Raw genomic sequence first — 18110 nt, 5'->3', positions numbered from 1 at the left:
GACATCAGGACGAATAGTATGAGCGCCAGCGATTTCGACCATCTCGGCCGCCCGATCATCGCGGTCACCGGCCTTGGCGTCGTCTCCTCCCTCGGCAAAGGCGTCGAGGCGAATTGGGAAAAGCTGACCGGCGGAGTTTCAGGTATTCATCGGATCGAACGCTTCGAGACTGAGGGACTCAGGACGACAATTTCCGGCTCGGTCGATTTCATGGGCGACGAGCCGATGAGTTCGGTCGACCTTTCCTACCGGATGGCCGAGGCTGCCGGGTCGGAAGCGATCGGGATGGCGGGTCTGCCGGACGACGATTTCGCCGGCCCCCTCTTTCTCGCGGCTCCGCCCGTTGAGATGGAGTGGCGCTTTCGTCTCGCGCTCGATCGGCTGAGCGCGGCCGAGCGGGAGGAAGCCGGCTACGATCGGCTCTTGGAAATCGCGCGCCAGCATCCGGACGCTTCCATCTATCATTCCACCCAATGCAGCCGAATCTCGGAGCTTCTTGCCGATCGGCTCGGCACGCGCGGCCTGCCGATCACCCTGTCGACGGCTTGCGCGTCCGGCGCGAGTGCCATCCAGCTCGGCGTCGAGGCGATCCGCCGCGGCGAGACCGAGCGGGCGGTCGCCATCGGCACCGACGGCTCGATCAGCCAGGAATCGCTCATCCGATTCTCGCTGCTCTCGGCGCTTTCGACCAACAATGCGGTGCCGGAAAAGGCCTCCAAACCCTTTTCCAAGGACCGCGATGGTTTCGTCATGGCGGAAGGCGCGGGCGCGCTGGTGCTCGAATCCCTTGCCTCGGCCCGTGCGCGCGGCGCCAAGGTCCACGGCCTTATTCTCGGCTGCGGCGAGCGGGCGGATGATTTCCATCGTACGCGGTCCAAGCCCGACGGCTCGCCCATCATCGGAGCCATCAAGGCCGGCATCGAAGATGCGGGGCTGACGCCGGAGGGCATCGACTACATCAACGCCCATGGCACCTCGACGCCTGAAAACGACCGGATGGAAGCGACGGGCCTGCGCGCCGTCTTCGGCGATGCTCTGACCACGACGCCGATCTCCTCCAACAAGTCGATGATCGGCCATACGCTGACGGCCGCCGGCGCGATCGAGGCAGTGTTCTCGATCCTCACCTTGCGCGAAAGCCTGCTGCCGCCGACCATCAATTACGACAATCCCGATCCGGCGATCGAACTCGACACCGTGCCCAACACGGCCCGCAAGGCGGAGATTTCGGCGGTCCTGTCGAATTCCTTCGGCTTCGGCGGCCAGAATGCCTGCCTCGTCTTTGGCCGTGCGGCCTGATAGGCACCAAGCGAGACAGACAGGAGACCAAGGCCTCATGCACGCATTGCAACTCGTCGGTGACCGCGAGCTGAAACAGGTGGATCTGCCGGAACCGGACGCCCCTGAGGCGGGCGAGGTGACGGTGCGGATCGCGGCTGTCGCGCTCAATCATATCGACGTCTGGGGCTGGCGCGGCATGGCATTCGCCAAGCGCAAGATGCCGCTTGTGGTCGGCGCCGAGGCCTCCGGCTTCGTCGAAGCGATCGGACCCGGCGTCTCTTCGGTGCTTCCCGGTCAACTCGTCTCGATTTATGGGGCTCGCACCTGCGGCCTCTGCAAGCCCTGCCGCGAAGGCCGCGACAATCTCTGCGAGCATGTCTCCGGCGTCCACGGCTTCCATCTCGACGGCTTCGCCCAGGAGAAGGTGAACCTGCCTGCCCGGCTTCTCGTGCCAGCGCCTCCCGGCTGTTCGCCGGTCGCCGCAGCGCTCGCCCCGGTCACCTTCGGCACGGTCGAGCACATGCTGTTCGACAATGCCAAGCTCGAACCCGGCGAGACGATCCTCGTCCATGCCGGCGGCTCCGGCATCGGCTCGGCCGCCATCCAGCTCGCCAAGAAGATGGGCTGCACCGTGATCACGACCGTTGGCTCGGACGATAAGATCGAGCGCGCCAAGGCGCTCGGCGCAGACCACGTCATCAACTACCGAAGCGACCGCTTCGAGGGCGTGACTCGCAAACTGACCAAGAAGAAGGGCGTCGACGTCGTCTTCGAACATGTGGGCAAGGACACCTTCGCCGGCTCGATGCTCGTCCTCAAACGCGGCGGACGGCTTGTCACCTGCGGCTCGACATCCGGTGTGTCGACCGAGGTCAATCTGATGATGCTCTTCCAGCAGCAGCTGAAATTCTTCGGCTCCTTCGGCTGCCGGATGGAGAATATGGCCAATGCCATGCAGAAGATGGCGCGCGGCATCGTCTCGCCGGTGATCGACACCGAGATCGGCATGGACGACATCTCGGTCGCTCTGGAGCGGATGGAAAGCCGTCAGGTCTTCGGCAAGATCGTCCTGAAGATCGCCGAGGCGTGAGCGCCAGCGCGCGCCCCCGATTGCCAAAGACAGCGCCATGAATCCTCGTATCGCCAAGACGTTGCTGCGCGCAAAGCGCGCCGGCGACTATGTCACCGCCAAGCTGCTCTTCGGCGCGCTGGCGATCGTGCGCCTTTTACCGCCTGACACCGGGCTGCGCCTTGCTGATCGCTCGGCGAGGCTGCTGGGTCCCCTGTCATCGCGGCACAAGCTCGCCCTCCACAATCTGAAGCGGGCCTTTCCCGAGAAGGGCGACGAGTGGATCGACCGTGTCGCGCGCGACAATTGGGGTCAGATCGGGCGCATGGCCGCCGAATTCGTCTATCTCGACCACCTGTTCGACTTTGATCCGGACAAGCCCGGCGAAGGGCGGATCGAGGTCTCGGGGATCGACACCTTCATCGAACTCAGGGAGCGCAAAGGCCCGTTCATCTTCTTCACCGGGCATCTGGGTTGTTTCGAACTTCTGCCCATTGGCGCGGCGGCCTTCGATCTCGAATTCACTGCCCTTTTCCGACAGCCCAACAACCGCTATGTGGCCGAGCGGGTCTTGTCGGCACGGCGCACGGCCGGAGGTCATCTCGTGCCGTCCAAAGCGGGAGCGGTCTGGAACCTCGCCGGCATTTTGAAGAAAGGCAGCTCGGTCGGCATGCTGACCGATCAGAAATTCCTGCGCGGCGGCGTGAAGACGACCTTCTTCGGGCTCGAATGCAAGACCAATCCGCTTCTACCAAAACTCGCCCGGCAATATGACGCCCAAGTCTATCCGGCGCGCTCGATCCGCCTCGCAGACGGGCGCTACCGGCTGGAACTCTTCCCACGCCTCGATCTGCCGCGCGACGCAGCCGGCGAGATCGATATCGAGGCGAGCTGCCAGGCCCTCAACGATATCGTCGAGGGCTGGGTGCGCGAGCATCCCGAACAATGGATGTGGTTCCACGATCGTTGGAACCAGAAAAAGCGTCTCGCCAAATAGAAACGCGGGCGGTCCGAGACCTGCCCGCATTTATTCGTTGCCGCGCGTCGGCCCAAGCGGATCGAACCGCCCGAACCGGCAACGCTTCCCTATTCCAACGGCAGGACGATGAAGCGCAGCGCTCCGTCGGTCGCGGCGACCAGCATCAGCGCATTGCGGCGCCCCTCTTCACGAAGGCTGGCGAGCTTCTCGGTGACCTCGTCGATCGTCGACACCTCTTCCTGCGCGATCTCTCGAATGGTCATGCCGGGCTCGATGCCCTTTTGGGACGCACCAGAGCCGGCCTCGACGGCCGTCACTAACACGCCTTTCGCATCGGCATCGAGGCCGTAGGTCTCGCGAGCCGCATCATCGATCGCGCCAAGCGTCATGCCGAGGACATCGCGATCCTCGCTTTCGCTCCCCGGCGTCTCGCTTTCGGCGCTGTCTGTCTCCTCGCCCGAAGGCGCGCCTTCGGCCTCAGCCATCAGCTTCTCGCCCTCTTCGAGACGGCCGAGCGTGATCTCGACACTTGTCGGCTCGGCATCCGCGTCTCGGCTCGCCTTGCGCAGAATATCGACCTCGACCGTCTTGCCGACTGGCGTTTCGGCGACGATGCGCGGCAGATCGCGCGACGATTCGACCGGTTTGCCGTCGAAACCGACGATCACGTCGCCGACCTTCAGCGAACCGTCGTCGGAGGGGCCACCAGGGATGATCCCCATGACCACCGCGCCGCGCGTCTCGCCGATCCCAAGGCCGGAGGCGATGTCGTCGGTCACGGCCGACAGACGGATGCCGAGCCAGCCGCGCCGCGTCTCGCCGAATTCGCGCAGCTGATCGACGACATTGACCGCAAGATTGGAGGGGATCGAAAAGCCGATGCCGATCGAGCCACCGGTCGGCGAGATGATCGCCGTATTGATGCCGACCACGTCGCCATTCATGTCGAAGAGCGGACCGCCGGAATTGCCGCGATTGATCGCCGCATCGGTTTGGATGAAGTTGTCATAGGGGCCGGCATTGATATTGCGCCCGCGCGCCGAGACGATGCCGACCGAGACCGAGCCGCCGAGGCCGAAAGGATTGCCGATCGCCATCACCCAGTCGCCGATGCGAACCCCGTCCGAATCGCCGAAGGCCACCGCCTTCAACGGCTCTTCCGGCTCCACCTTCAGGACAGCGAGATCGGTCTTCGGATCGCGGCCGACGAGCTCGGCGTCGAGCTGCGAGCCGTCGGCGAAATTGACCGTGATCTCGTCGGCGTCTTGGATGACGTGATTGTTCGTCACGATCACGCCCGACGGATCGATGACGAAGCCTGAGCCGAGCGACTGAACCCGTCGCCCGCTCTGATCGTCGCCCTTCAGAAGATCATCGAAGAAATCCTGCAGGGGCGAGCCTTCCGGCGCTTCGAGCGGCGGAATGCCGCGCCCGGCCTGTTCGATCCGCTGAGCGGTCGAGATGTTCACGACCGCGTCGAGAAGACCCTCGGCGAGATCAGCGACGGAGGGCGGCGGCTGAAAGGCCGGCGTCGAGGGGGATGTCGGGGGCTCGGCGACGACGGTCGGGCCGTCATTGGCTGGATCGGTCTTGGCCGGAGGCACGGGCAGCGCTGGAACGACCGCCTCCTGCTGGGCCGGGTCGGGCTCGCCCTCGGGCGGTGCTGGTGTCTCGGCGGGGTTTGCCCCCTCGCCTTCGACCGTGCCTATTGGTGCACTGTCGTTGCTCGGCGCGCTTGGCCCCTCAGGCTCGGCAATCTCCGGCGGGGCGGGCGGCAACGGACTAGGCGTCGCGGCCGGCGGGGCCGATTCCGATTCGCCCAAAGGCGAAGCCTCGCTCGGCGCTACGCCTTGCGCGAAGGCCGACGGGCCACCGACCGTCGAAAGGGTGAGAGTGGCGGCGGCCAGAAGGCGCGTCAGGCGAACGGTCATGAGGACTTCCGTCTCGTCAAAGGGTCTGTTTCGCGAAAGCGGAGGAAGCCGGGACAAGTCGCCACCAGCCCGATGTCGAGCCCCGCTTTGCGCGTCATGCCGGATGGCACCGAAAGATCATGGCGAATTCAAGCATGAAAGCCGGTTCTCGACAAAGCGTGAAGCCATGGTCGCGTCGTGATGCGCCCCGATCCATTCGTTATCGCTTGAAGAGCCAGATCAGCAGGAGACCGCCGATAGCGGCAAAAAGCCCGGCCTGGCGCAGGGAACTCTCGGGGGTCTCGGTGGCCTGACGCGCCATGCGCTTCGCCAAGCCAGGGAAACCAGCATATAGAATGCCCTCGATCACGAGAACGAGACCGAGGGCCGTGATGAACTCCGTCACTGGCTGGCGAGCGCCGGGGTGTTGTTCGATGCTGGTGCCGTCTGGCCGCTTGCATCGCCCGCTTCGGTTCCGGCCGCCGGCACAGGGGTCGCATCGCTAGCCGTGGAGGCGCCCGCTTGAGGGGTCGCCGGTGCCTCGTCCACGCCCGGCTGCGCCACACCGGGAACACTGCCGGCATCGGCGGCCGTATCGGACGAGACCGGAGCTTCAGCCGATGCTTCGGTGCCATTCTCTGGCGTTGCCGACGTCGAAGCCTGGTTCTCGCCTTGCGACGCGCCGCTCGACGAAGCGCCCGTGCCCTGGGGCTGGATCAACGGCGCAGGCCGCGCCAGGCTTCCGCTTTGACCGCCGGCATTGTCGGAGCGGAAATAGCGGAAGAACTCCGAATCCGGCGACAGGAGCATGGTCGTACCGGAGTTTTCCAGTGCCTGACGATAGGCGTTCATCGACCGATAGAAGTCGAAGAACTCCGGATCGGCGCCAAAGGCATTGGCGAAGATACGATTGCGCTCCGCATCGCCCTGACCTTTCACGATTTCCGATTCGCGCTGAGCGGATGCCAGCGTCTCGCTCACCTCGCGGTCGGCACCGGCGCGGATCTCGCGCGCCGCGACCTGGCCACGGGCCCGCAGTCGCTCGGCCTCGGCTAGGCGCTCGGCCTGCATGCGCTCATAGGTCTGTTGGGAGACTTCGTCCGTCAGGTCGGTGCGGCGAATGCGGACATCGGCGATCTCAATGCCGAGCGAGGCGGCGTCGGGACGGATCTCGTCGCGCACCTGCCGCATCATCTCGCCGCGCTCGTTGGAAAGCGCCGCTTCGAAGCCCCGCAGACCATAGACCCGACGCAGAGCCGCATCCAGACGCGTGCGCAACCGCTGCTCGGCCTGCGGGATCGAGCCCGACACCTGCTGTCGGAAGCGCGCCGCATCGGCGATCTCATAGACCATGAAGGCGTCGACCACATAGAAGCGGCCACCCGAGACCTGCACGCGGATATCATCGAGATCGAAGCGCAGAAGCCGATCGGGCAGCATTTGCACATTGTCCGCCCCCGCAAAGGAGAAGGGCAGTTTGAAATAAAGGCCAGGCTGCTGCTCGACCCGTTGGATTTCGCCGAACCTCAGAACGATCGCCTGTTCCTTCTCATTGACGATGAAGATCGAATTCCAAAGGAGCAGAGCGGCGACCGCGACAAGGGCGATGAGAGCGTAGAAGCGGTTCGCCATCAGTTGGAGGTCCCCTGGGTGTTGGTGTTACGCGAGGCGCTGCGCGCGCCATTCGCGTTGGAGTTGGATGAAGAGGTCTGCCGCTGCAATTCGTTCAAGGGCAGGTAAGGCACGACGCCCTGGCCGTTCTCGCCGTTCTCCATGATGATCTTGTTAGAGTTGCGCAGGATGTTCTCCATGGTCTCCAGGAAGAGGCGCTTGCGGGTAATGTCCGGTGCCTTCACATATTCTTCCAAGATCGCGGAGAATCGCTGCGCCTCACCGTCGGCCTCTTGGACAACGCGGTTCTTATAGGCTGCGGCGTCCTCACGGACCTGCGCCGCCTCGCCCAGCGCCTGACCGAGCTGCTGATTGCGATAGCGGTTAGCCTCTTCGATGAAGCGATCCTCGTCCTGCTCGGCGCGCTGCACCTCGTCGAAGGCGTCCGCGACCTGAGGCGGCGGCGCCGCGTCCTCGATCGAGATGGCGTTGATGCGAACGCCCGCGCCATATTCGTTGAGCGTGTCCTGGGTGATGGAGCGCACCTCTTCGGCGATCCCGGCACGATCATCGCGGAAGACGTCCTGAACCGGACGGCGACCCACGACCTCGCGCATGGCGCTTTCCGACACCTGCTGGACCATCGCGACTGGGTCTTGGACATTGAAGAGATAGTTGGCCGGCTCGTCGACCTGGTAAAGAACGGCGAACTGGACATCGACGATGTTCTGATCACCCGACAGCATCAGACCGGAATTGTCGCCGCGCTGGTTTGAGCCAAGCGTGATCTGGCTTTCGACCACCGGAACCGTGTCGACCGTCTCGAAGGGCCACATGATGAAGTGAAGGCCCGGCTGGGCGAGCTCCTGCTTCGGCTTACCGAAGAGCATCTCAACGCCGACCTCGTCCGGCTGGACGGTATAGACGGCCTTGAACAACCACAGAACGCCGAGGCCGAGTACGACGAGAAGCGCGATCGCCGCCGCGCCGCCGCCTCCGCCGCCCGAACCGCCACCACCGCCGGGAATGGCGCGGCGAAGACGGTCGCTGCCGCGACGCAGGATGTCCTCCAGATCGGGACTGTTATTGGGGCCACCACCGCCCGGACGTGGTGGTTGAGGCCGCTGCCCCCACGGGCCACCCCCATTGCCGGCACCGCCGCCTTTCCAACCGCCATTGCCGGTTTGATTGCTCCAGGGCATCGAAGTCCTTTCAAAACGATTCGGAAACCATGACTTGGGACCGGATGGTCCGTCACTGCACACCCGCTGCAAGTCTTATAGGAATTGGAAAATCCGCTTTCAACGCGACCGCGACCAATTCGCAGATACACCTTCCAAAAGACAGCGGCGAACGGCGCCGATCAAGCGAAGGTCGCCTTCAGTCCTTTGCAAGTCATGAATAAAGCCTCGGCGAGCGAAGGCCTTCGCAATATGGTCTTAAGCGCTGCGCCGTTCGTAGATTTCCAGACGTGTCGCAGCGCTATCCCTCTCGCCGCGCAGCCGAGGCTCAGACGAAAGACGCATGAAATCTCCGGGCGCGAGGTCGGGAAAGAACGTGTCGCCCTCGGGCCTCGCCTGGATGCGCGTCATGACGATCCGGTCGATCAAGGGCCAAAACAGCCGATAGATCTCGGCCCCGCCGGCGATGACAATTTCGTTCGCGCCGCGTGATCGGGCCGCATGAGCCGCCTTTTCCACAGCCTCATTGCGGTCTTTTGCGAGAATCGCTCCCTTGACCGGGCTTATATTCTGGCGCGTCAGCACGATCGTATCGCGCCCGTCGAGACAACGGCCGATCGATTCCAGCGTTCGCCGCCCCATGATCATCGGCTTGCCCATGGTGACAGCGCGATAATGCTTGAGATCGCTCGGCACATGCCAGGGCATGGCGTTGTCCTTGCCAATCACGCCGTTCTCGGCCGCAGCGACGACGGCGACGACTGACAGCCCCTCGATCATACGGCGACGGGCGCGGCGATATGCGGGGCCGCTTCGTAATTCTCAATCGCGATGTCTTCGAAGCGGAAGGCGAAGAGATCTGCGATTTCGGGATTGAGCTTGAGCACCGGCAAAGGCCCAGGCGTGCGGGTCAGCTGCAGCCGGGCCTGTTCGAAATGGTTGTGGTAGATATGCGCGTCGCCCAGCGTATGGACAAAGGTGCCAGGCTTCAGCCCGGTCACCTGGGCAACCATCGCCGTCAGCAGGGCATAGGAGGCGATATTGAAGGGCACACCCAGGAAGATGTCGCCCGAGCGCTGATAGAGCTGGCAGGAGAGCCGTCCCTCGGCCACGTAGAACTGAAAAAGACAGTGGCAGGGCGGCAGCGCCATCTCGTCGACAAGCGCAGGGTTCCAAGCCGAGACGATCAGTCGGCGCGAATGCGGCGTCCTGCGGATCGCATCCACGACCTGTCCGATCTGGTCCACATGGCCACCGTTATAATCGGGCCAGGATCGCCATTGAGACCCATAAACGGGGCCGAGATCGCCATTCTCGTCGGCCCACTCGTTCCAGATCTTCACGCCGTTCGCCTTGAGATAGGCGATATTGGTATCGCCCTTCAAGAACCACAGAAGCTCGTGAACGATCGAACGGATGTGGAGTTTTTTGGTGGTCAGAAGCGGAAAGCCTTGCGCCAGATCGAAACGCATCTGATGGCCGAAGATCGAGCGCGTCCCCGTTCCCGTGCGGTCGCCGCGATCGATGCCGGTTTCGAGAACCGTTTGAAGAAGATCGAGATATTGCCGCATGATCGTCCCATTGCTTGCGCAGGGCTTCCCCTTTGATGCGGTCCTGCGGCGCCCGTCGCGTCCGATCGGCGCCGACCACATAATCTTGACCGCACGGATTCCACGGTCGAAAGCGGAAGTCCATATGAGGGAGCAACGCGACCGGCGACGCGGTCTCCTGGAGCAAGGGGCCGCTCTTGCGGCGTTTCGCGCGAACCCATACGCAAATTCAAGGCCGGATCGACGTTTCGCTCGGACTTCATAGAGCTGCCATCATGACGACTCCCGGATGCTCTGGCGCTTAAGCGACAACTTGCTCTTTGACGACGAAGGGCGCGATATCCAGGCATCAACCAATCTTTGGACGATAAAGCCCGATTCGAACTGGACGGCGATACGCAATCCCCTTTTCAGACCGTGCCCGTCCGCCTATATTGCGGTCGTCGGCTTCGCGCCGACTATGGCGATAAACGTTCGATGAAATAAACCTTTCGGACCCGGGGGCGGTACCCGGCGCCTCCACCAGATCACAGCAGCGCGCCTCTTCGGAGGCGCGGTTGCGATCTGGCGGGGGCGAAATAGGATCGACGAGGGCGTAAAGATCGAATTTTCGCTCGGCATGGTTCCGCCGTTATCGGGCCGTATCAATAGTTGCCAACGACAACTATGCGGAAGCACGTCTCGCTGCGTAAGCAGCGCGATCGCTTCAATTCAAGTCCTGGGGGTTCGCACTTCTAGGCGGGGCTCGGAGGCGCCTGGCAACAGAAGCCTCCACTCTTTTGTCGGCCTTTCATAAGCAGGGGCCCCGCAGGAATCGGATCAGGACGCCGAGATGAGTCAGGACCTTATTCGCTACGATGTTCTCGCGCAGGATGCCCTGCGCGGCGTCATTCGCAAGGTTCTAGGCGAAGTCGCCAAGACCGGTCTGCCCGGCGATCATCATTTCTTCATCACCTTCATGACGGCAGCGCCCGGCGTGCGAGTGTCCTCGCGTCTGCGCGAGAAATATCCCGACCTGATGACGATCGTCATTCAGCATCAATATTGGGATCTGAAGGTCACCGAGACCTCCTTCGAGGTCGGCCTGTCCTTCTCCGACATCCCCGAAAAGCTCCTCATCCCCTTTGCGGCGGTGCGCGGTTTCTACGATCCGTCGGTCAATTTCGAACTGGAATTCGACGTTCGCGGGGCGGAAGCGGCGAACACCGACGAAAATCTCGACGAGGACGAGGAGACGGACGGCATCGAATCGGTCTTGCCGCCGACGGCCTCTTCCGCCACCCCTCTGCCCCAGCGCAACCGCGCGGCCGCCTCCAACCGGGAAGGCGATGCCGAGGACGGCGAGACAAGCGACGAGCCCCGCAAGGATGCGGAAGTCGTTTCCCTCGACGCCTTCCGCAAAAAGACCTGATCAGCGAGCGGCCCATGGCCGAGATCGTCAATCTGAGACAGGCGCGAAAGCGCCGGGATCGTCAGGTCCGAGAGGCAGAGGCTGACGCAAATCGCGCCCGCCATGGACAAAGCAAGCCGGAAAAGACGCGCAGGGCGAAAGAGCAGGCAATAGCCGAAGCCCGCCTCGACGGCCATCAACGCAATGGCACGCAAGTGCCGCCTTCGGACAATTCGTCTTGATCATACCGGTCAGCACGCTTGTGCTCTTAGATTTGGACGCCAGGCGGTGACCATCAAACGCTCACTCGCGATTCGGGGCCATCGCACCTCGATTACCCTGGAAGACGCCTTTTGGCTGCGCCTGACCATGGTCGCCGAGGAGGCAGGGCGCTCGACCGCCGACTATGTTGCGCTCATCGACGAAACGCGCGATCCCGAGACCAATCTCTCCTCCGCTATTCGCGTTCACCTTTTGGAAGACGCCTTGGCGCGGATCGGGAACACGAAGAAAGATGCCGCGCTCTGAATCGGTCACGTCTCGTATAGTGCGCGAGATAGGTCGGCACTGCTTCGGCGCCTGCATTCGCAAAGCCGATACCCTCGATGTCTCGTCATTCTCGACTATCGTGTCCGCGATTTCCACACATCCCGATGATCCAGTCCTGCGGGTCTTCTCAAAGATCCTTCAAGCGGAAACCCCACCGATAATGACGTGATCAGTTCCGAAGCTTTTTGTGTGAGGACAACGACACGATGAAGGCCGTCTCACCGAATGTGGAATTGTAGGGGGTCTTGAACCCCAGGCAGCGATTGAAAATCCTCGCGCCCTGTGGACGGAACCGATGCGCCGGCTCGACCGAAATCGACCTTGGGTGCCGGAACGGGCGCCTCGCGGGCTGCTGGCGGCGATGGCCGCGTTGTCGTCTCGCGGCGACTTGCGTTGGAAGTGGCGAAGGGCGGCGAGGGCCGGCTGTTTGGGATTATAGAAACCTGCGGCTCAGCCGCTGCGTTGGATTCTGCAGCGGCGGCCGGTGAAGGGCTCTCGCTGCCAGCTTGCGCGTTCGGTTTGGCGACAACCGGCTCATTGCCCCGCGCGGTTTCTTCCGATCTGGCCGTCCCCGCGTCCGGCAAGGCCTCATTACCAGAATCGGGCATCGAAGCGTCATCGGCTGGAGGCGGATTGGCCCGTTCGTCATCGCGCCGATCCAGCCAGCGATAGAAGCGCGCCTCCCGCCGCAGACGCAACGTCTCCTCCAACCGCTCCTGCATCGCTTCGACCCGCGCCTGTTCGCGCTCCAGCGCGCGCACGGACAGGAAATTGGCGAGCGCCGCCGTATCGCGCGTCACGGAGAGGTCGCCCGGCGCGCCTTCGATGCGATAGCGCACGACGGGATCGGCCCCCGCAACCTCCGCCTCGTCTGGATCGAGCGCCAATGTCAGATCGCTCGAGAGGCTCAACGCGGCAAGGTCGAGATTGGCCGTGATCGTCAGCTTGCTGCCCTCGGCCGATACGGTCACGGGCGAGAGAACCGCGCGCCCGCCCGCGACCGTATAGTCGGTCAGGAGACGCGAAACCGGGAAGGACGCGCTTTCGGTCGCGGCCTGCCAAGCCTCTGACGTTCCGCTATCAGCTGAAAAATCTTCTGCATCGGCGGCTGCCAGGACCGCGGGCAGTGGGTCGACGGGGATGCCGGGCAGACGGAAATCGACCACTTCGAGCGTTCCGGCCCCGGTCAGATTCGCCACGAGGCCGGCCGCAGACTGGGCCGACGCGTCAAGCTTCGCCGTGACGGTGACATCGGAATTGGGACCCGTCGAAAGGGCCGGCGCGAGCGCGGCAAGCGCCAACTCGTCCGCTCTGAGGTCGGCGCTCATGCCGCCGAGCCCGGCCAGATTGCGCATGGTGATGTCGCCAGCGATCCGGCCACCCGCGATCTCGGCGGTGAGGCCCCGCAGCGCAAGCTCGTCGCCGGTCCCCACGATACGGGTCCCGACCCCATCGAGAGTGACGGGGCCGGCCGGCATGCGATCGGTCTTCAGAGCGATGTCATAGGAAAGGTCGGGAAGGCGCGAGCGGCCGAAGGCCGCCCGGCTCCAAGTTTCCGGCCCCTCCGCCAAGGGCTCAGCGCCGTAGATGAGAGCCGCGAGCCAGGGCAGCGACAGTCGATCAACGCGAACGCTTCCCGAAAGGCCGGCCTCGGCGGAGCCCTCCAGATCGGCCTCGATGCCGGTTGCGCCCACTTGGCCCGAAAGCTCCACCACCCGCCAGCGACGGCCTTCATAGATCACGCTTCCGGAGAGATCAGCGCCCAGAGGCCCCAAATCCATGAAGCTCTGACCGACATCGACATTCAGGGCGGTGAGCCAGGGAAGAAGCGACGCGCTGGTCAGGCGAAGGCTTGTATCGGCGCTGCGAACCCCGGCATTTTCGAGATCGAGAACCCCTTCGAGATTTGCGTCCGTGTCGGGTCCATGGAGGCTGGCGCTGACGACCGCTGGACCGGTGGCCGATGCGGAGACCGACATCTCCGCTTCCAACGGCCCTTCAAGCGAAGCCGCTTGCCCCCCATCGAGCCCGAGCTGAGCCAGAATGCCCTGCGGCCGATTGCTCTCCAACCGCAATTCGAGACCGACCCGCCCGCTGTCGCGAATGGCGGAGAATCCGTTCTCGATCGCGGCGGAAAAATCGAGGCGGGTCTCGTCGGCGGTGCCGTCGAGGCGCAGAAGCAGGGTCGGGCGCCCTTCCCCGCGATCGATCGATTCGATTTCTCCCGTCACATCGAGCGGCGCAAGCGCCCTCGCCCGCCGGCGCAGGGTCTCGACCAGCGGCGTGCCGGGCCGCATGCGATCCAAGAAGGCGAGAAAAGCCTCCGGGTCGTTGGAAGACAAAGTCAGTTCGATGAGGCCGAGCGCATCGCCTTGAAGATCGGTCAATCGGCCGCTGGCCTCGAAGGAGGCGCCTGCCAAGCCGTCGACATCGAGCTTGGCGATGGCCAGGGTCTCGCCGTCATAAAGGAGATCGAGGTCGATGGCCTGAGCCTCTACGGCGCCGGCCTTTACGGGACCGGCCTTCAAGGCAACATCGTATCGCGCGACCGAGGCGATAGCCTCATCTGGCCCCACAACGACGGATGCGAGCGCACGCAAGGCGTCGAGATCAACCGCTCCGCCTTCGAGCCGTGCGGTGAGGCGCCCATTTCCGCGCCTCGGAAGCCGATCGATCGCCCCGGTAATCGGATCGCCGCCGAGATCGAGTGTGAGATCACGCAAGGTCTGTCGATCCGCCGTCAGATCGACGCGGGCCGAAAGGGCGGCGCGCGGCAGCGCACGGATGGCCGGATCGACCCTTCCCGTCAACCAGTCGGAGAAACCCGAGGGCTGAGCCGATGCAACGCTGAGATCACCGGTGAAGGCCAAGCTTGGGGAGAGGGCCAGAAGGCCGTCCGCCGCGACTGTCGTCCGGCCTGGCAATTCGGCCGAGAGATCGGCAAGACGCCATCCGCCGGTTTCGGGCTCGGCGGCAAAGGCCAGATTGCGGACCGTGGTGTCGCCGAGCGTGACGACGGGCAGCGTCAGCCTGACCGAGCCCGCGATTGCGGGTTTGGGGATATCGATGAGGACCGAACGAAGATTGGCAAGGCGCTCGGACAAGGTGGGCGGCGCCCCGTCATCGTCCGACGTCGCAGGCGCGGCCCCGGCCAGCGCGTCGACATTGAAGGCTTCACCTTCGAGCGACAGATCGAAACGCGGCGTCGGGACGAGATCGACCCGACCGCCGCCTGTCAGCACATAAGGGCTCCCACGCGGCCCGACCTCGACCCGAAGCGCGTCCGTGGTGATGCGGTCGCCGCGAAAGATCACCTGAGCTTCCGCGCGCACTGGCGGCTTTTCGGGAGCATCTGGCGCGACAGACCCACGCAAAGCGCTGGCATCGCCATCCATTGACGCAAAGACGTCGGCGCCTGCATTCGGATCAGGGATACGCGGCTGCGGCTGGGCGTATGTCAGACGTCCTTCAAAGAGCGAAGTGCCCTCTTCCGATTTCAACCGACCGTCGAGATCCAGCCGCGCCGATTGGGCCGGGCTCGTCAGACTGACCCGCACCGGGGTTGCCTGTCCATCCTCGGCGCGGCCCGTCGTCAGATCGAAGCGGATCCTGTCGCCAAGGCTTTCGAAGGTGCCCGCTCCGGAAAAGGGCCCGGAAAGTGATTCGGCGGAAAAGCCCGCTTCGATATTCGACAATCGTGCCGTCTCGGCCTTGGCGGCGTCCTTGAAGACGATCGAGCCGTTCTCGATCTCGACATCTTCCAAAACGACTTCGGCCCCGGTCGGGACACGCGGCGCCGGCAGCGGGAAGATCGACGGTTGCGGCACACCCTCGACAAGCGTCAGCACCGGATGCGTCAATTGCATCGAGAAGATACGGATTTCGCCGGAGAGATAGGGTGCGAGTTCGGCATTCATGCGAAAGCGGTCAATCGTCATGACCGGCTGGTCGCCTATGCCCCCAGAAACAGTGACATCCTCGAAAGTCACGGACGGAAAGGGCAAAAGACGCGCGGAAGCCGCGCCCGAAACTTTGACCTCACGCCCAATGATGCGAGAAGCCTCGCGCTCGAAATCGGCGCGATAGGCGGTCCAGTCGACGAAGAATGGGGCAATCAGCGCCGCCGACAGGATCAGGACGAGAAGGCCGCCGAAGAAGACGAAGGCTCTGACCAGCTTGTCGCTCCTTTCCCCTTCCGCAACCCTGATTCCGTTGGCGCCCTTTCCTCACCCGATAGGCCAGACTTCGCCCCGATTGTCGAGGATCGAGGCGGAACGCCGGGAGAGCGAGGCTATTGCGACGTGAATATCTTACCGGGATTAAGGATGTTCTGCGGGTCCAGGGCCGTCTTGATCGCCCGCATCACATCGACCGCCGGTCCGAGTTCACGGCTGAGGTAACCACGCTTTCCTTGTCCGACGCCGTGTTCGCCCGTGCAGGTGCCGTCCATATCCAGCGCTCGCTCGGCGAGGCGCGCCATGAAGGCCTCCGCCTTATCGATCTCGGCAGGAACCGCCGTATCTATCAACAGCGTGACATGGAAATTGCCGTCGCCGACATGGCCGACGATCGGCGCCAGCAGGCCCACGGCTTCTGCGTCGGCGCGCGTCTCGTCGATGCAGTCAGCCAGACGCGACACCGGTACGCAGACATCGGTCGCGATCGCCTTGGCGCCGGGACGCAATGACATCGAGGCCCAATAGAAGTCGTGCCGTGCCTTCCACAGGCGCGAACGCTCCTCGGCCTTCGAGGCCGATTGAAAAGACCCACCGCCATTGTCTTCGACGATCGCCGCAAAGAGCTCGGCCTGCTCCTCGACCGAAGCGGGCGAGCCATGAAACTCGACGAAGAGATGGGGCGTCTCCGGCAAGGTCATCCCGGCATGGGTGTTGGTTGCCCGGATGGAAAGAGCGTCGAGAAGCTCGATCCGCGCGACGGGCACACCGATCTGCACGATCTGCATCACGGCGTTCACGGCGTTCGTCACATCGGGAAAAGCACAGACGCCCGAAAGGATCGTCTCGGGTATGCCATAAAGCTTCAGATTGAGGCGCGTGATGATGCCAAGCGTGCCTTCGGAACCGACAAGAAGACGGGTGAGATCATAGCCAGCGGCCGTCTTTTTGGCGCGCCGCGCGGTACGCACCAGCGTACCATCCGCCATGATGGCGGTGAGGCCGATGACATTGTCGCGCATGGTCCCGTAGCGCACCGCATTGGTGCCCGAGGCCCGCGTCGCCGCCATACCGCCCAGGGAGGCATTGGCGCCCGGATCGATCGGAAAGAACAGGCCGGTATCGCGAAGATGGCTGTTCAGCGCCTCGCGCGTGACGCCCGTTTCCACGGTGCAGTCGAGATCGCCGGGATTGACCGAAAGGACGCGGTCCATGCGCGAAAGATCGACGCTGACACCGCCAAAGGGGGCATTCACATGGCCTTCGAGCGAAGAGCCGGTTCCGAACGGCACGATCGGCATGCCGTGCTTGGCGCAAATCCGCACGAGATCCTGGATCTCCGCCTCGCTTTCGGCAAAGAGCACCGCATCGGGCAACTGGCTCGGAATATAAGTCGTCACATGGGAATGGGCGCGTCGGACGTCCTCGCCGGTGACAAGGCGATCGCCGAAGGTCACGCGCAAATCGGCAAGCGCATCCGGCGTTCCTGGACGGGCCGGCCGTTGTTCGGCGATGATGTCGGCGAGTGCCATGATGTCCTGCTCCCTTGCGCTTCCAGATCGGACGGCCGATCCACATTGTCCGACGCCGCTGCGACCTTGCTCACAGCGCCGAATGGGCGAGACGATGCCCGCCGTCACGCCGGCGCCGCAGCTCCGTTCAGCATCTTATACATGGCAGGGAAGTGCCGGGAAAGACTGGCAAAACAGTCGCCGAGCCGCGTCATCGTGAAGAAGAGGGTGACTGATAGGCCACCTGATCGGCTTTATAGGATGCCCGTCAGTCGAAAGAGGCGAGCGTCAGTTCGAGGGCAGGAACGTTCAGCGCTTTGACCGCTGCATCGCCGGCCACATCCGAGACATTGGCGTAGCCCGTCGGCGTCGGCTTGCGGAAGACGCGGATGGAGCGGGGCCGCACATCGACGACCCAAAGCTCCCTCAAGCCGAAGGAGGCATAAAGATCAGCCTTGCGCCCACGGTCGTAGGACAGGGACGAATCGGCGACCTCGACGGCCAGAAGGCAGGTCTCGCCCTTGAGCTTCTCCAGCCCGTCAGCCTCCTCGTAAAAGACGAAGTCCGGCTCGAGGAACGTATCCTCCGAGAGATAGAAGGTCGTTTCCTGCGAAACGAGGACACCGGGCGGCAAGGCGCGGACGAAATAGATATTCAGCGCGGTCTTCAGCCGCTCGTGGAAGAGGCCCTTTGGCGACATCGGCACGATCTCGCCGCCGATCAGCTCGAACCGTTCCCTATCGTCGATCAGACCGTGCTCGACGAAAGCGGTCACCTCATCCACAGTGAAGCGGCGGCGCCGCAAGCCTTCGGCCGCCTGCGTGGTTCGCGGCGCGGAGCCTTCACCGATCAAGGGGTCTTTCGAAAGGGCCGACATGGGCGCGACTATAACGGCCCAACGGGC

At 63.6% G+C, this 18110-nt stretch carries 14 protein-coding genes, 1 other RNA gene and 1 pseudogene; 7 read left to right on the top strand and 9 right to left on the bottom strand.

The annotated features are described in order from the left end of the window. Window positions 1–18 precede the first annotated feature (18 nt). Genes B9A15_RS01690 through B9A15_RS01680 form a run of 3 tightly spaced genes read left to right on the top strand, consistent with a single transcriptional unit; the run spans window position 19 to window position 3347 of the window. Entirely contained in the window at window positions 19–1299 is a 1281-nt protein-coding gene (locus B9A15_RS01690) for a beta-ketoacyl-ACP synthase (protein WP_084408441.1), read from the top strand. Between the two features lie 37 nt (window positions 1300–1336). Next, window positions 1337–2371, top strand: a complete 1035-nt coding sequence (locus B9A15_RS01685; protein WP_084408217.1) for a zinc-binding dehydrogenase — start codon at window positions 1337–1339, stop codon at window positions 2369–2371. A gap of 37 nt (window positions 2372–2408) precedes the next feature. Then, window positions 2409–3347, top strand: a complete 939-nt coding sequence (locus tag B9A15_RS01680; RefSeq protein WP_084408216.1) for a lipid A biosynthesis lauroyl acyltransferase — start codon at window positions 2409–2411, stop codon at window positions 3345–3347. Between the two features lie 89 nt (window positions 3348–3436). Here B9A15_RS01680 and B9A15_RS01675 read toward each other — a convergent pair whose 3' ends face one another. The 6 genes and pseudogenes from B9A15_RS01675 to B9A15_RS01650 all read right to left on the bottom strand — a co-directional run bounded on the left by B9A15_RS01675 (window position 3437) and on the right by B9A15_RS01650 (window position 9602). Further along, window positions 3437–5260 carry a Do family serine endopeptidase gene (locus B9A15_RS01675; protein ID WP_084408215.1) on the bottom strand — a complete coding sequence of 608 codons (1824 nt, stop codon included), beginning with the start codon at window positions 5258–5260 and terminating at the stop codon, window positions 3437–3439. Between the two features lie 199 nt (window positions 5261–5459). After that, the gene (locus tag B9A15_RS01670) at window positions 5460–5645 is read right to left on the bottom strand and encodes a DUF2065 domain-containing protein (protein WP_084408214.1); all 186 of its coding nucleotides are present in this window, start codon (window positions 5643–5645) and stop codon (window positions 5460–5462) included. A 260-nt stretch (window positions 5646–5905) separates the two neighbouring features. Further along, window positions 5906–6871: pseudogene (gene hflC / locus B9A15_RS01665) on the bottom strand (protease modulator HflC); the annotation flags it as partial. Then, window positions 6871–8052, bottom strand: coding sequence for an FtsH protease activity modulator HflK (gene hflK / locus B9A15_RS01660; protein ID WP_084408212.1), 1182 nt, complete (start codon window positions 8050–8052; stop codon window positions 6871–6873). The gene hflK and the pseudogene hflC, both read right to left, overlap by 1 nt. Window positions 8053–8289: 237 nt before the next feature. Then, window positions 8290–8811, bottom strand: coding sequence for a dihydrofolate reductase (locus B9A15_RS01655; RefSeq protein ID WP_084408211.1), 522 nt, complete (start codon window positions 8809–8811; stop codon window positions 8290–8292). Beyond that, complete coding sequence (locus B9A15_RS01650) at window positions 8808–9602, bottom strand: thymidylate synthase (protein WP_084408210.1); 795 nt, start codon at window positions 9600–9602, stop codon at window positions 8808–8810. The genes B9A15_RS01655 and B9A15_RS01650 overlap by 4 nt, the downstream gene beginning before the upstream one ends. 382 nt (window positions 9603–9984) lie before the next feature. Between B9A15_RS01650 and ssrA the strand changes: the two genes are divergently transcribed. From ssrA to B9A15_RS01630, 4 genes are all read left to right on the top strand, one after another. After that, window positions 9985–10357, top strand: a transfer-messenger RNA (tmRNA) gene (gene ssrA, locus B9A15_RS01645). A gap of 56 nt (window positions 10358–10413) precedes the next feature. Continuing rightward, entirely contained in the window at window positions 10414–10992 is a 579-nt protein-coding gene (locus B9A15_RS01640) for an SspB family protein (protein ID WP_084408209.1), read from the top strand. A 14-nt stretch (window positions 10993–11006) separates the two neighbouring features. Further along, window positions 11007–11213, top strand: coding sequence for a DUF4169 family protein (locus tag B9A15_RS01635; protein WP_170923128.1), 207 nt, complete (start codon window positions 11007–11009; stop codon window positions 11211–11213). 46 nt (window positions 11214–11259) lie between these two features. After that, window positions 11260–11499: a ribbon-helix-helix domain-containing protein gene (locus B9A15_RS01630; protein ID WP_084408208.1), complete on the top strand. Its 240-nt coding sequence runs from the start codon at window positions 11260–11262 to the stop codon at window positions 11497–11499. Window positions 11500–11738: 239 nt separating this feature from the next. Here B9A15_RS01630 and B9A15_RS01625 read toward each other — a convergent pair whose 3' ends face one another. From B9A15_RS01625 to B9A15_RS01615, 3 genes are all read right to left on the bottom strand, one after another. Further along, window positions 11739–15695 (bottom strand): AsmA family protein, encoded by a 3957-nt coding sequence (locus B9A15_RS01625; RefSeq protein ID WP_280173773.1) that lies wholly within the window; start codon window positions 15693–15695, stop codon window positions 11739–11741. Window positions 15696–15811: 116 nt separating this feature from the next. Continuing rightward, window positions 15812–17227, bottom strand: coding sequence for an FAD-binding oxidoreductase (locus tag B9A15_RS01620; RefSeq protein ID WP_084408206.1), 1416 nt, complete (start codon window positions 17225–17227; stop codon window positions 15812–15814). A 247-nt stretch (window positions 17228–17474) separates the two neighbouring features. Further along, window positions 17475–18059: a Uma2 family endonuclease gene (locus tag B9A15_RS01615; RefSeq protein ID WP_210190461.1), complete on the bottom strand. Its 585-nt coding sequence runs from the start codon at window positions 18057–18059 to the stop codon at window positions 17475–17477. Window positions 18060–18110 lie beyond the last annotated feature (51 nt).

Source organism: Fulvimarina manganoxydans (assembly GCF_900176465.1).
In the GTDB taxonomy this organism is placed as follows: domain Bacteria; phylum Pseudomonadota; class Alphaproteobacteria; order Rhizobiales; family Rhizobiaceae; genus Fulvimarina; species Fulvimarina manganoxydans.
Note: the sequence above shows the minus strand (reverse complement) of the source record. Positions and strands in the feature narration are given on the sequence as shown.

Bases quoted from the DNA above. Each gene is read 5' to 3' on its own strand.
- B9A15_RS01690 (WP_084408441.1), top strand. From the start codon at position 19: ATGAGCGCCAGCGATTTCGACCATCTCGGCCGCCCGATCATCGCGGTC.
- B9A15_RS01685 (WP_084408217.1), top strand. From the start codon at position 1,337: ATGCACGCATTGCAACTCGTCGGTGACCGCGAGCTGAAACAGGTGGAT.
- B9A15_RS01680 (WP_084408216.1), top strand. From the start codon at position 2,409: ATGAATCCTCGTATCGCCAAGACGTTGCTGCGCGCAAAGCGCGCCGGC.
- B9A15_RS01675 (WP_084408215.1), bottom strand. From the start codon at position 5,260: ATGACCGTTCGCCTGACGCGCCTTCTGGCCGCCGCCACTCTCACCCTT.
- hflK (WP_084408212.1), bottom strand. From the start codon at position 8,052: ATGCCCTGGAGCAATCAAACCGGCAATGGCGGTTGGAAAGGCGGCGGT.
- B9A15_RS01655 (WP_084408211.1), bottom strand. From the start codon at position 8,811: ATGATCGAGGGGCTGTCAGTCGTCGCCGTCGTCGCTGCGGCCGAGAAC.
- B9A15_RS01650 (WP_084408210.1), bottom strand. From the start codon at position 9,602: ATGCGGCAATATCTCGATCTTCTTCAAACGGTTCTCGAAACCGGCATC.
- B9A15_RS01640 (WP_084408209.1), top strand. From the start codon at position 10,414: ATGAGTCAGGACCTTATTCGCTACGATGTTCTCGCGCAGGATGCCCTG.
- B9A15_RS01635 (WP_170923128.1), top strand. From the start codon at position 11,007: ATGGCCGAGATCGTCAATCTGAGACAGGCGCGAAAGCGCCGGGATCGT.
- B9A15_RS01620 (WP_084408206.1), bottom strand. From the start codon at position 17,227: ATGGCACTCGCCGACATCATCGCCGAACAACGGCCGGCCCGTCCAGGA.